Origin of the sequence: Streptomyces sp. NPDC005533, from assembly GCF_042871845.1 — a bacterium.
Lineage (GTDB): Bacteria > Actinomycetota > Actinomycetes > Streptomycetales > Streptomycetaceae > Streptomyces.
Map to the genome: position 1 here is coordinate 1 of NZ_JBIAJH010000075.1, position 14,102 is coordinate 14,102.

Consider the following 14,102-nt stretch of genomic DNA (forward strand, 5'->3'; position numbering starts at 1 on the left):
GGTCAGGCCCCCACCCTCCGGATAACGCATACCAACGGCATACCGCAGGGATCATGAACCGTCACTACCCGACGACAACCCGAAATCCTCAGTAACGGTGCACAGCTCTCTTCGTGTGCTTGGCAGTTTCGCCAGGTGACGTAGCTTCGATCCGCTTCAGCCAGCATGAGTTCATGGAGCTGTAGGCGGTCTTGACTTGTTCGTCCCAGCCCAGACGCCGCGTCACCAACAGCTATTGATTGTCGGGCGCCGGGCGAACCCACCGGCCACGATCGCCATCCGCTTCGCCTATGTCTTATTCACCCGGCGCAGGTGGAGAGGTAAGCCCCGTGTAGCTGGCGTGGGGACCGTTTCGAATTGCCGCTGCCTCGGAGTCTTCGGGAGGATCTGGCATAGTCCCACCCAGTACCTCGCCAGGCCTCCGCTTACACTGGCGCCGAACAGGCTCTCGGAGATCAACGCTCGCCATCCTGGCTGGCGCCTCCAGCCTCTGTCAGTTGCCGACGACCAAGGGCCTCCGCCGCTCCAGGGTAATCAGCAGGCGCAAGGATCAGGGGTCCCCTCAAACCGAAGGGGAACGAGAGGAACTCTGGGAACATCGCCGACCAGAGCCTGATGCTCGCTGTCAACGCAGGGCCAGGTGCGCACCTCTTGGCCGGCTCCCGCCTCAGCTGAACGGCCTGTGAGGGTCTCTGCCGACTGTTGGCCCCGGTGCTCAGTCTGTGTTTTCCACCCGGGCTTCAGCTGAGGTCTTCCGACGCCCCCTTGACCAAAATATGCCACCTAATCGGTGATTCGTTTGGCGATCCCCATGTTTCGTTTTGCGTCACCACGCAAAGAGGACTTGGTAACACCCAACAGCCAGTTGAGTATGCACTGGTTAACGGAAAGGCAAACTTCCGGCAGAGGTCTGCCCAAATGGAAGGGACCGGGGCACGCTCACGGAACGTGCCTGCTCAGGGCCTGCCAGTTGTGTCGCCTGCCTCTTTATGCTCCAGCTGTCTTCTCGTACACCGATGTGGTGAACTTTGTCCACACATTGAGATTTCCCGAGCGCCAGTGTTTTGGAGCCGCTAGCCTGATTGCTGGTCAATTTTCCGAGAGGGTTAGGTGAGGGAACGAGGACGTGGAGTCCGCAGCGCCTCGGGGCGGAAAGAAGCTCAGGTGCGGCTGCTGTGGAGATGGCGAGGACGTCACGGGCTGTGGCGGAAGTTCCGTCGTCACCACGACGGCAGGCGTTTCGGGGCATGTTGTTGGGCGAGGATTGCTCACCGAAGATCCGGATCCGACATCCGTGTCAGTGGAACTGCAGACTGAGCCCTCGGCGAGCTACATCGCCGAAAATCTCCAAGCCATCATCCGTGCCCCTGCAGGAGCTGCATCCACTGGTCTGGGCCCCATGCCCAGTTACTGGGAGGCCCAAGAGGGAGCAGGCGGCGTAGGCGCATGGACCAATCCGAATTCGAACATGCGCAAAGCCCGGCACACTCCCGCCAAGGAGTATCCGGGCCTCACGCGAGTCCGCCACTCGATCCACCAACTCTGCCCTCGGCCTGTGCGTAGCCGAGGGCAGAGTTCTGGCGACGTACGAAGCGGGCTTGATGGTGACGAGTGAGAGAGTACCCATGGTTAGGGCCAGTCGTGGACATCAGCACGCGGATGTCCAAAATTTGATCCGCCTGAGGCCGCCCTCGCAGCCGGACCAGGCGATCCCGATCGACTTAGTAGCGGTCCCGCAGTATCCAGGCTGGTGGTTCCGTACGCCGAGCAAGGGGAGTGAGGGCGGGGTGTGGACAACGTCGTACCAGCGTCTGACTCAAGTTCTCGGCTGGTGTCCCCAAGTCCTCGCCCACTTGATCCTGCCCGATCCCGATGGCGGCGCCGATATGGAGTACTACGTACTCCTTCTCCACCATCACGTGGCAACCCTCACCCCGATCGACCTGCGAGAGGCCGCGGGATGGCAAGCCTTCCCCACGATCGATCTGTGGGAATGCCTTGAAGTGGGAGACCAGCTACGTAAGATCGTGGAATACCAGGCACGCGTCGCCCCCAGGATCACTTGCGGGGACGCAGCGTGATGTCGTACACGCGAACGATCCCCGCTTATCCACCACCGAGCCAGTTGGCATGCGATCCCACTTGACCCTACTGATCTATGGTGGAGAAGTACTACGTAGTACTCCATATCGGCGCCGCCATCGGGATCGGGCAGGATCAAGTGGGCGAGGACTTGGGGACACCAGCCGAGAACTTGAGTCAGACGCTGGTACGACGTTGTCCACACCCCGCCCTCACTCCCCTTGCTCGGCGTACGGAACCAGCAGCCTGGATACTGCGGGACCACAGCAGTTCCACCGGGTCGAGCTCGGGTGCGTAGGCGGGTCATCGGGCAAGGGTGAGCCAGTCCTGCCCGACGGCCCACGCCCGCATCGCCCGGTCCAGCGGACGGACGGAAAAGCCGTCCCACACCAAAACCACCCGCTCCCCGCGGTAGAACACCTTCTCCTATTCCAGGACCTCCGAAGAGGGCGGCGGTGTCATAGCTCGGGCCATCGATGCACGCTTGCAGTTCAACTACCGCCCGCGAGGTAGATGCACTTCAGCGCACGGTGCCGGCGGGCAGTTGCCAGCGGGCGGCAGGGTCGGCCAATAACGCGTGGGCGGGGCATAGCGGGGGTAATGTGCCAGTGCTGGTAGGACTTCGCCCGCCGCCGTTTTTCGGTAGGGTCCTGGTCATCGGCGCCGCGGCTGGGGCCTGCTCCTGAAGGCGGCCGGTTCGGTGCAAACCCGGAACCAGTACGGCAGACCTCACCGCTGACAGAGAAACAAGCGCTCTGCACCGACGCTCCGGTGCTTGCTACCCAGCCGACGAAACACCTCATCCTGCTCTGCCCACATAGGATTTCGTACCCGCCTCCCAGCTGAAGACGGGGCACCCGCGAAAGGGCTGATGAACCTGGGACTCCTGTAGGACCCCTCCTGCTGAGAGCTGTCTCACGGCAATCCTCACCGGCCCAAAACTCTGGTTTGCCGCGTCACCTTCCATCCTGACGCGTCACTCTTGCTACGGGTAACACTTTCCAGGCCATCGGTCTAGCGTGGGGCACCCGACGCCCGCGAGCCGAGCCGTCCTGACACCACACGATGGGGGAGCCGATGGAACGTTTTCACTACCGCAGTACCAACCGTGAGGAAACTGAAGCCTTCCTCTGCTCCGCTTACAGTAAGTTGCGGGTGCACGCCAGCAGCCCCACGTTCATGTTCGCTGTCTCCCGCCTGCTTGTCGGTCCGTTCTCCCTAGACGAAGTCGACATCAATCACATCCACGACGCGGATGTGAGACAGGCTCCGGGGCATCTGATCTTGACCAGCATCATTTCCGGTCACATTGCATGTTCTACGTCTACGCACGGGAGGGCACAGGCAGGCCCCGGCCAGTGCCTGCTGGTCGACCAGACCGACGTACCTCGCCAGACTAGGGTCGACCACTCTCTTTATCATGCCGCTGTTTTCGATTCAGCTCTCCTCCAGCAGACCGCATCCGTCGGCGCCCGAACTGTCACCAAGCCCATCCGCTTCACAGCCCTGCGGCCCCTGAGCCCGGCTGCTGACCGACAGCTCGCCAACGCCCTCGCCTATCTCCGGGAAAGCCTGCTCAGCCTCACCGAGATATCTCCCCTGCTTGCTTCTACCGCCTCGCAGGCCCTGGCCTCTTCCGTCTTGGCTGCCATCCCCAACACCTCGCTTGTCGACGACTTGGCCCTTGCCGACACCCGCGACGCCGACAGCGAGACCTTGCGCCGCGGCAAGCTGTTCATCGAGGAATACGCTCACTTGCCCATCACCCTCGCTGAGATCGCTGCCTCCATCCCTGTCACCCCCCGCGCCCTCCAGTACGCCTTCCGCCGACACGCGGGCACCACACCGATGGGATACTTGCGCCGTGTCCGACTCGCTCACGCCCACGCAGCCCTGCAAGCAGCCGACTCAGCCACAGGCGTGGCACTCACCGACATCGCAGCTGAGTGGGGCTTTCTCCACCCCAGCCGCTTCGCCGCGGCATACCTGAAAGCGTATGGCGTCTCACCCCGTACCACCCTCCTCACATGACCATGATCCGGCGCTGACGACCTCGTGCGTGGTTGGTTCAAGAATGCGTTCAGCCGGGGATCGCGATGCTCGTCTGGCGGCCAGTGGAGGTTGATGGACAGCTGGGCTATCCACTAGCAGGTGATGTGTTTATGGGGGTGGGTTCCGCGCCGGTTGCTTTCGGACGGCAGTCCGGCTACCGGCTGATGGAGACGCGAGCGAGGTATGACCTGGTCGATGCTCGGGGCAGTCGATGGCTTCGTCGGAGGTTTCTCGGCTGGCGCACGGTGAGATCCCCGTTTTCAAGAGGAACGAGCGAGGGAGGTTCAGCGAAGCAGACAGCCATCGCCGTCCCGAACGACCAGACGGCAGGGGCTGTCGTGTTCGTCCAGGTGTGTCTCGCCGGTCTTGCCTCTGTGGCTTTGTCCGTCGATATCTTGGTCGGCTGCCAAGTCCGGTCTCATTGATGGGTTTCCCTACGTCTCGGGTGCCTGCTCTGACTCCTCATCGACCGCCGCGAAGCCTGGCGTCGGCAGTCATGGCTGATCGAAGGCGCCCATATGCCGGCTTCATCTGAGCGTTGTGGCAGAGCCCCATCAGACCTAGGTTATTCGAATCGTAACTTTGGTTGCTCTGATCGCCGGAGTGTGCCCACGGATCCGCTCGCGCGTCTCCTTCGGGTTGTCGAATTGCACCCACGAAATCACCAGCACCTGGACGGTGTCGTCCCGTTCATCCACCGCGCGGCCTTCGGCCGCAGCAACGGATCCGCGGTGACCGAGCCAGGGCCCTCGTCGTTCGGGGCTGGCTCCTGCACCAGCCGTACTCCCCTGGCTTGTCCACCGGAAGGTCCCGGCCGAAGGGCGCCGGGCACGACCGCAGCAGATCGCTGGCCTCCGTGCCCATAGCTCACACCGGCTTGGCGAGCGTCATAAGTCCGCAACCATAGGCCTTCGCCTTGCCCAGGCCGAGCGTCAGGGTCCGCCGAAGCGCCGCAGGGTCAGTGACTTGCAGACGTCCGTCGAAGGTAACGGTTACGAGAGGGACGCGGTGTAGCTGGCCTCCCTGTTCATCGGTCTTTTCGAATCTGTGCCTACGCTCGTCACGGACCGTCAGCTGGAACTCATTGCTTTGCGGGAGGCGGCGCTGCTCTGGCGGGGTGTTCAGGATCCGGAAGCCTGCGGTTTCTTGACGAGCAAGCAGCCATCCCATTTGGTGTCCGGGTGTCACATGGGCGGTTCGTTTAGTGGGGTCGCCGTCTTTGCGCCGGATGTAGTGCACTGGGTTGGCAGTCAGGCGGAATGCCCAGGTGCTGCCAGCTTGGAGTGCGCCAAGGAAGGCTTGGTAGTCGTACGTCTGCCAAGTGGCGGTCGTTGGCCAGCCGGCCTGCTCCACGAGGTGCGTGAGGTCGGGGCATTCCTTGCTGACGATGTAGAGCAGTACCTCAGCCTTGGCGTTGCGGTCGAGGCGCCACAGTGTCCGGGAGTCGTTCTTGTCTCTGGGCAGTCGTCCGGCGAAGGAAGACATTACAGCAGCGTGCATGCGCTGGGGGGAAGCGAGGAGGCTGCGGACACCGAGCCGCGCGGTGTTGATCCGGAAGCGGGTCAGATGCATCAGGGACCGTCCATAGGGGACAGCAGGGTTTCGGGTTCATGTCGAGGGACGGGGACAGGCGGACGGTTTTCGCGTGTCGGTGGGCTGAAATCGGGGTTCGGTACGTCGACTGAGGTGCAGACCACGCTGCGCAAGGCGTAGCGGCGGTGGCGCGGGTCGAAGCTGACTGGTTGATCCCTCAGGGCACCGTCGAGTCTGTTGCCGACCGTGCCCTCGCCCAGGATGATCAGCGCGATCAGCGAGTCCTGGCGCCGCTGCTGTCGGTACCACTCGGATGCCTGCCACCCCTCGGCTTTTAGAGCGTCGATAGGATCCCCGGTACTCCGCACGCCGAGATCGACAGGTCCCTGTGGCGGGCAAGAGCGGCGGCCGAGGTAGGGGAGGTAGACGGGAGCGCGTACGGCTGCGTGCAGGGTACGCACCAGATCGTCGTCTCCGGCGACGGCGGCAACGAAGACCGCGTCGGCCAGGTAGAAGCGCTCCGAGACGGGCATCGCTTTGCCAGTGTCTGCGTGGTGGGCCGTCTGGAAGTCACGCAGGCGGGTACCTGGCTGATCGATGCGTACTGCATAACGCAGCGCAGCCAGGTCGGATAGGCCGGCGCCTCGGGGTCGGCCTAGGGCAGCGGCAAGTAGGCCGATCACGCCGCTCTTGGTTGGAGCAGTTTCGGTGGTGCGCCGGGCGAACCGGGCCGAAGCCCCCCACGACTGCAGGGGGCCCGCCAGGCGCAGGGCCAGAGCGCTCATCCACGCTTCCCAAGACGTTCCGCTACGGCCTCGCCTACTTCGGTGACCAGCAGCCGGAGGCCAACCTGGGCGCCAAGCGCGGCCAGATCGGCCGTGTGCTCGCCGACGCGCAGGACCCAGGTACGGTCGGCGATGGCTCCGAAGGCGTTCTCGACTGCGGGGATGTGTTCTGCCAGCGCTTTGCAGGCGGGGCGTACGTGACCGTCAGTGGAGGCCTCCCGGACTACCGGTTTCTCGAAGGCCCCTACGAAGCTAACGGGCCGGGAGGTGCGTAGTTTGACGATGATGGCGTCCGGGAGTGTGTGATTGCCGAAGGTGTTGGCCTTGCCGGTGGGCATCGACATCGCGAAGCCCTCGATGAAGGCTTCCACTGCCTGCCGTACCGGCCAGTCCGCTTGCCCGCTGTCAATAAGCTTGGCGTCGAGGTTGTTCGCCAGCAGGTTGACGTCCACGGTGGCGTAGCGGTAGAGGGTGGCTGAGGTGAAGTCGATGGCGCCAATCATCCCGGCGCCCGGTTCTGCGCTGGTGTTCTGATCGTCTACGGCCGTGAAAAAGTCCGACTCCATGTCCACGGCATGCACGCTGAGGGCGTGGGCGACCTGGGCAGCCGCGTCGACGTTGATGTCGGCGGCGTCGGCCACCATACGGCCGAAGAGCGCGATGTCGACCGAGTGCCGGGTGGCAGCGATCTGCTTGGCCCGGGCTTTGATGTCCTTGGCCTTCACGAACACCTTGGGCTCGAACCCCGTACCGATGCCCTCGACGGCCAGGCGTGCCAGCCCGTCGAGCTGGTGGGCGCTGAGGAAGAGCAGGTAAGAGGACTGCGGGGCTTGAGGGGCGTCTTCGTCGTCTTTGCCGTCCTTGCCACCCGCTTTCCGCGAGGGCGTCTCGATCTTGGCGCCGGTGGCCGTCCGAATCACCTCGGCCGCCATCGGCCACACCTGTTCCGCCTCCAGCGAGGGCGCTAACGCCACGATCCGCCCGGTCAGCGCCTCGACCACCTTCTTCGTCCGCACCCCCAGCTCAGCCGGGTCCAGCAGATTCCCGAAGGCCTTCCTGGTTGCCCGCTTCCACGCCTGACTGGACACCCTCGAGCGGCGCACCCCGCCATAGACAGCGCTCTTGGGTGCCCCCGTATCGTCCCGGTTGAGATTGCTCGGCGGGACGGTCTGCAGAATGTGCACGTCAACAATCGTGCGGCTCACTCGTTTCCTTCATTTCTTCGACGGTCTCGGACTGCACGGGCAGGGACGTCTGCCTCCTTCTCCGTGGTAGCGGCTGGTAGGCGGTGCGCGTGGAAGGCGCGCCCCCAGGCCCGGCGGACCTGGAGCGGCCCTCCCGGCTTCTGCCATAGATCGAGCTGCTCGGCAAGCAACCCGTAGTCGAGCGGAATCTCCGCCGCGCGCAGCTGGACTACCAGGTCGCGCAGCCTCTGGGCCATAACCTCTAGTGTGCTGGCCGTTCCTGCTCGCACGAGTCGCTTACGGATCGGCGCGTCCGAATCGGTACCCGACATGAGTCGGCGCACCGCCGTTCCCACGGATGGCCCGCCAGCGATATGCATGTGTTTCGTTTGGCTGGGCTGCTGGTGCACGGCCCAAAGTGCGACGGCGACATGCGCGGCGCGCTCAGCGCGCGGCATTTCAGCTGCCGCCCTCGCCGACGCGTGCTGCTGGGTGAGCCGATGTTCGAAGAACTGCTCGACGCCTCCCAGTCCCCGCAGGTCCGGCATGTCCGCCGGACATCCGTGACTTCGGCGCAGGCGCGCCAGAGCTCGCACGGCGTGGGAACGGTCCGCTAGGTAGTCGTTTTGGAGAGTGCGGATGTGCTGGGCGACGGCCTGATGCAACAAGCTGAACTCTTTGGCCGGTCCCCGCGACTTCTGCGACCAGATGGGCGCTGCCGGAACCGTCGGCACGGTATCGATCACCGCGCTGCCCCCCTTGCTGACGTCAGGTTCCTCCGGCTCTGTGACAGAGTCTGCCTCGGTCCCGTAGCGCAGGCAAAAGACTCTATTCAGCCGAGCCAGGAAGGTGCGCTCGGATGCGGCGTGGTCCAGCCAGCCTGTCTCGCCCGCGGCAGCCACGTGGCTTTCGGCCGCCTCTCGCAGGATGCGATGCGCTGCCAGTTGCCAGTTCCTTCGAGCCTCCCCTGGGTCCTTCATCTCACGCAGGACTGCCAGCCACTGACGATAGGTGACGTCCAGCAGATCAAAACCTCTGTCCCGGGCTGTCTCACGCGCTACGCCGGGATCACTCCCTGCCGCTCTGGCGAGCCCGGCTGCCAGATCACCCAGCGCCCCGACCCCGGCACTGCCGTCCTCGACCGCTCCCAGAGCCTGGGCCGCATACTGCCGATCCTGCTGATGAAGCAAAACGACCGGCATTGTGAGGCCGTCATCGACAAGTTCGTCGATGACCGACTGCTGAGTGCCATACCTCGCCCCGATCAGGCGGGGCCTGATGAGCATCTCCTCCGGCAGGAGACGCTGATGCGTAAGTTCCGCGATCCAATTCAAAACGCCCGCCCGCAGGCACGAGGTAGGCTCACCGTGCTGGGCGGTCCGCTCCTGGGCCTGAGACGTCAGCAGCGAGGGCAGGCTGCGCCATGCGGCCCGCGACGGATGGTGCTCGCGCGGCATATAGACCGGCGAGCGGCCTAGCTTCATCTCCTGCGGCTTGCTGCGACGCCAGCAGCTCATCGGCTCGTAACGGTACTTGTCCTGCGATGCCAAAGGATCCCCGTAGGCCAGAACCACGCCGTGAACTCCCTGGTCGTCATGGTGCAGACGGATTCGCCGTGACTGCCACGTATAGAGATCCCGAGGGCCAGTGGGCCGCGATTCCAGGCCATGCTGCACATCTGGTCCGCACGGTTCCCTGCGCCACGCCGGCCTGTCCTCCTTGTCAAGGCTGAGCGCGGAAGACGGCACCAGATTGAGCAGGAGAGTTTGCCTGAGACTGTCCCCCTCCACGAAGACGCCCCCTAGGTTGCCGGCCCACCCGACCCCCTGCGGGTAGCCCTTGCCGCCTTTGACCCGCGAGTCCCCCACAGCTCCCGATTTGATACCAGACGTATCGAAGGCGTGTGCATGCACGACCCAGCGCGCCGCCTCCCCGAACGAGAGCCGCTCGACCCCAGGCTGACGCACCGTAAAGAAGGGATCCCCATTGGGGACGTCTGCAACGATGCGGTTCAGCCGTGCCACCTCCTCCTTCTGCGTCCTCAGCTCAGGTACTTGGAAGAACGGCCGACTGGGATGAACAAGATCGAATCCATGCCGGTGACGATCGAGATAAGCAGACACACTTGCGAATGGCTCCGGACACTCGTGTAGCTCCTGCCAGGCGTCGAGGTCTCGCGGTCCATCAACGGCATCGTGCAAGATGGCCAGTAGGAGCCTCAGCAGAGCGAAATCCTGCGAAGGCACATCTCCCGCCAGCCTCCGCACATCACCAGCGCGGGCGAACACCTCCTCCAGTGACAACTCAACGGCAGTACCGTCGCACAACTGGACCGGCAGCCACGGACGGGAGACCAGGTCGAAACTGCGCAAGCCTTTCACCCTCTTCCCTCGCTGGAGACCCTATTGATCACAATCCCAATCAGCCCTCGCTGTAGCAGGCCTCAAAAAGCATTAGCTGGGTCCGATCACCCTGAACGCGCACCAGAATCAGCTCGCGCCCAGACATCAGCACACCCCTTTCCACCACGCCACCGGCCTTGGCTCCTCCACGGCACAGTCGACTGCCCCAGGCGCTCGGAAAAATAGAATGACAGCCGCAGCGCACTGGCTCGCGCTATACAAGGTGGCGGCACCCCGCCACCTCAAGCCCAGCCCTCCCCGGTCAAGCCAGAGGCAACGTCGCATACATACCATCGCTACTCCGCCGCATAACGAGCACTTCCAGTCTCGTCACCGTCTCGTGCCTGAGCCCGACCCTGTGCGTCAGCATCGCCCGCATCGGGAGCGATCCAGGCAACCAAGAGCCGCTCCAGGCCGCAGGCTTCGGCGATCCTGAACACCTGCGCGGCACGCTGTTGCTCGACGATACCGAGCCGTGCTCCCGCGGCTGCCATCACATCCGTGTAGTCGGCCCGGGGCGCCCATGCTCGTCCGTGCAGGCGCCTGCATCAGCAAGCTAATGCCTTCCTGTCGTACGACAGGTAGCGTCTCCCATGCGCGAGCAGTAGTGCCGGGGAGCGCAGCAGGGCGCGCCGACGGCTCCTAGAAACCGAACCGGTGACCCGGGCAGCGGGGTCTGCACCACGGCTGCAGGCCGGCGACACGGCCCCACAACGGGAGCCACTTCTGCGTCGTCCGTTCACGTTTGGCGGCGGATTGTGCCCTAAGGCAGTGGTTGTCGTTGTCAGGGATGGGGGGGTGTGGGGGCTCAGGGGTGGGCTGTACGCGGGGTGAACCCAAGAGTGGCCTCAGTACCGAATCTTCCGAATCCCGGGAAGAGCTGCAGGGCGACTTGCGGCCATCGTAGAGTGCAATGTAAGCCAGTCTGCTCCCCGCGCATGCGGGGATGAACCCGTCGCGGGCAGCCAGGCTGGGAGCTGGCATCCCTGCTCCCCGCACACGCGGGGATGAACCCTGATGCGCCGCGGTGAGGTCACCTCGATGGAACTGCTCCCCGTACCCGGGGATGAACCCGTCACGGCGTAGCGTCGTGAGCCAGGTACTCTGCTCCCCGCACACGCGGGGATGAACCGGAGTAGCTCGCTGCCCACTACTGGGAAGCAGTTTTGCTCCCCGCACATGCGGGGATGAACCCGTCGGCGCCTCGCCTGCCACGCTGCGCTGGCTCTACTAGCTCCGCGCGAGGCGCAGCAAGGAGGCCTCGGAAAACCACTACGCGGACGAGCCTGCTGGGAGCTCGCAGATTCGCCAGGACAAAGCCGAACGCTCCGGCACGGCCAGCGAGTCGTATTTGCACGCCTCCAGACCGTCGGGCTGGCTGGCAGCGGGACGCTGTTGCGGGAGGTGGCGGTCATGGGAATCTGCTGTAAGTACCTCACGTGCAAGCCGCCGTTGACCCAGGTCTTCTCCGGCCCGCGACTGCAATCGGTCTCGCTCTTGATGCGACGGCCGTCAAGGGACCAGCCCGGCGCCGGAGGGGACGTACGCGGGATCACCGGCCGGAGTTCATCGGCGCAGACGACCGTCGCCCCATCGGGCGGATCGGTGTAGAGACCGATGATCCGCATCCTGTATGCCGAAAGGGGTCGGTACCAACAAAACCCACTGTATCGATCCAGAACGGTGGACGTGGATCTGCGTGTCTCCGCGAGCAGCGACTACTCGGGCAGCGGCGGCCCGCCTCGAGGCTGGCGGCGAGACGTGGCCGGGAAGACCGGTCCGTGGTCCATGAAGCCCACGGATCCCATCATCGAGGCGCACAAAGTCCTGCAGGGATGCGCCAGTACGCCCCCCTCGCGAAGAAGCTCGCCACGGCGGTGAAACGGGCAGAGCCCCCGGCTGTTGAGCAAGTTGTCGGAGCTCAACCCTGCAGCCTGGGGGCCCTGTTGGTTGACCATCGTGCCGTACTCAACGCTCGCATGCAGTCGTGGCGTGGGTGACGCCGCTGATCGTCACCCAGGTGGCCGCGGTGCAAGTTTCCATCCTGCAGTGGCTCTGATCACCGGCCGCACCCGAGGAAGACCGACACAGCCGCTCAGGTGCCGCTGGGCTTCGGGATCAACGTGAGGTACCTCTACCAGCACCAGCGCGAGTACACCGAGGCCTCACTCAGACGTTGCCTGCTCCCTGTACATACACGGGGATGGGCCGCACATCCCGGACCGTGTACGCCTCTATCGTCGAAGATCACGGTACTGCCGAGACCCGCTGCTGCGCGAACGCACGGGGCGATATGTCTAGAGGTACTGCGGTCTGACGACGGCTCGACAGACAGGCCTGCTGCTGGTCTCGTTCGGTTGCTGTTGGCAATTCTTGACCGCGGTCAAAGGTGGGGGCGTGCAACGCGGCGCAAAGTAACCATTGGCCGACAAGTAGGGCTTTCTTTGAGGCCCAGTCGCCGAACCTGCTCAGCTCGCGATCCACACCTCGCCGACACGCAGCCCTGTCACTGAAACTAGCGCTTCCTGTCGGCCTCGCCTGTTCACCGGGCTGAGCCGGCAGCGAACGTCGGGACCTCAAGGTCCTTAAGGCCGTGCCCTATGTGGTGATGGGCGCTGGGCTGGTCATGGGGCGGGGTCCGTGGAGTTGGATCGTCCCGGACGGGCCGTGAGAGATCGCAAAGCCGTTGAACCCGCCGTCGAGGCTGCGGCCGCAAGGCGTCGGGACGCAGGACACACCTGATGAGATGCTGTTCGTCGCGATCATCTACGTGCTGGTCAGCGGTTGTGCCTGGCGGGCGCTGCCGCCGTTTTCGGGATATCGAAGTTGACCGCCCACCGCAGATTCCTGAACGCCGCGGCGGAGTCCGAGGCCGGCTCCACGAGGAGGTCCTTCACCGACTCGACGACGCCGGCCTCCTCGACCTCTCCCGCTCAGTACTCGAATCAGCCCATGTGCGCGCCAAAAAAGAGGTGGCGGGCTCACAGGTCCGAGCCCCGTGGACCGGAGCAAACAGGGTTCCAAGAGGCATGTCCCGTCGGACTCGGCCGCACTGCCCCTCCTTGTCGGAATCTGGGCCGCGAACACCACGACAGCCAGGCACTGAAGCCATAGTGCTCGGTCACCAAACGAGACACTCCCGCCACCGTGGCCGTGGCCGTCACTTCAAACCCCAACGCTTGCACCCCGACAGGGCCTACGACGTCCCTGAACTGCGCAAATGGCTCCGCGCGAAACGAATCGGCGTCCGCATCGCCCACAAAGGCATCGAGTCATCAGAACGGCTCGGTGCCGCCGGTGGGTGAACGAACGGACCGTGTCCTGGCTCACCGGCTACCGTCGCCTCAACCACCGCTACGCTCCCCGGCTATCGTCTTTGCGCCTCCGCACAATGGGGCTACCGGCTTTCCGCTCCGGCATGACTTCCCCCCTCGTTTGCGGTTGATGATCCGAGGGTGGCGTCACCGGACCCGGAGGCATCGACGGACCGCTGATGAGGGGCTTGAGCACCGGCTTCACCCGGCCGGAAGAGCTCTCCGTAACGTGGGTGTGGCAGCTCGGTGCGGAGGCGAGTCCGGACGAAAGCGTGATGGGGGCCTGCACGTGATCTACACCAGCACCATCGACGTCTGCCTCGGGATGGACGTCGGCAAGACCGCCCACCACGGTCACGGGCTCACGCCGGCCGGGAAGAAGGTCTTCTACAAACGGCTGCCCAACGCCGAGCCGAAACTCCGCGAGCTGTTCGCGAAGTTGCAGGCCTAGCACGGGACCATGCTGATCGTGGTCGATCAGCCGGCCTCGATCGGAGCGGTGCCGCTGGCGGTCGCCCGCGATATGGGCTGCCCTGTCGCCTCCCTGCCGAGACTGACGATGCGGCGAATCGCCGACCTCTATCCCAGCGAGGCGAAAACGGACACGCGGAACGCGTTCATCATCGCGGATGCGGCCCGCGCGATCCCTCCCCCGCTGCGGGCGATCGAGCAATGCTCAGGACTTGTGGATCGGCCTGGGGTGGGATGTTCTGCGGAGTGCGGAGGGCGTACCTTCCCAGGTGATCGACT

Annotated in this window: 5 protein-coding genes and 2 pseudogenes; 3 read left to right on the forward strand and 4 right to left on the reverse strand. The window is 64.4% G+C overall.

Annotated features, from left to right (window positions below; genetic code table 11):
• The first annotated feature begins 3,159 nt into the window (after positions 1-3,159).
• Positions 3,160-4,113 (forward strand): helix-turn-helix transcriptional regulator, encoded by a 954-nt coding sequence (locus tag ACFYP3_RS35230; RefSeq protein WP_388841917.1) that lies wholly within the window; start codon positions 3,160-3,162, stop codon positions 4,111-4,113.
• Positions 4,114-5,001: 888 nt separating this feature from the next.
• Here the strand turns inward: ACFYP3_RS35230 and cas6e are convergent.
• From cas6e to casA, 4 genes are read right to left on the reverse strand one after another with little or no spacing between them, the layout of a single operon-like run.
• On the reverse strand, positions 5,002-5,706 hold the full coding sequence (gene cas6e, locus ACFYP3_RS35235) for a type I-E CRISPR-associated protein Cas6/Cse3/CasE (RefSeq protein ID WP_388841919.1): 705 nt from the start codon (positions 5,704-5,706) through the stop codon (positions 5,002-5,004).
• Positions 5,706-6,452: a type I-E CRISPR-associated protein Cas5/CasD gene (gene cas5e, locus ACFYP3_RS35240; protein ID WP_388841921.1), complete on the reverse strand. Its 747-nt coding sequence runs from the start codon at positions 6,450-6,452 to the stop codon at positions 5,706-5,708. The genes cas6e and cas5e overlap by 1 nt, the downstream gene beginning before the upstream one ends.
• Positions 6,449-7,657, reverse strand: a complete 1,209-nt coding sequence (gene cas7e / locus ACFYP3_RS35245; RefSeq protein ID WP_388841923.1) for a type I-E CRISPR-associated protein Cas7/Cse4/CasC — start codon at positions 7,655-7,657, stop codon at positions 6,449-6,451. Before cas7e ends, cas5e begins: the two co-directional genes overlap by 4 nt.
• The gene (casA, locus tag ACFYP3_RS35250) at positions 7,654-10,008 is read right to left on the reverse strand and encodes a type I-E CRISPR-associated protein Cse1/CasA (RefSeq protein WP_388841925.1); all 2,355 of its coding nucleotides are present in this window, start codon (positions 10,006-10,008) and stop codon (positions 7,654-7,656) included. Before casA ends, cas7e begins: the two co-directional genes overlap by 4 nt.
• A 2,704-nt stretch (positions 10,009-12,712) precedes the next feature.
• Between casA and ACFYP3_RS35255 the strand changes: the two are divergent.
• Both ACFYP3_RS35255 and ACFYP3_RS35260 read left to right on the forward strand, forming a co-directional pair.
• Positions 12,713-13,396 (forward strand): annotated as a pseudogene (locus ACFYP3_RS35255) (IS5 family transposase); the annotation flags it as partial.
• Positions 13,397-13,677: 281 nt separating this feature from the next.
• Positions 13,678-14,022 (forward strand): annotated as a pseudogene (locus ACFYP3_RS35260) (IS110 family transposase); the annotation flags it as partial.
• Between the last annotated feature and the right edge of the window lie 80 nt (positions 14,023-14,102).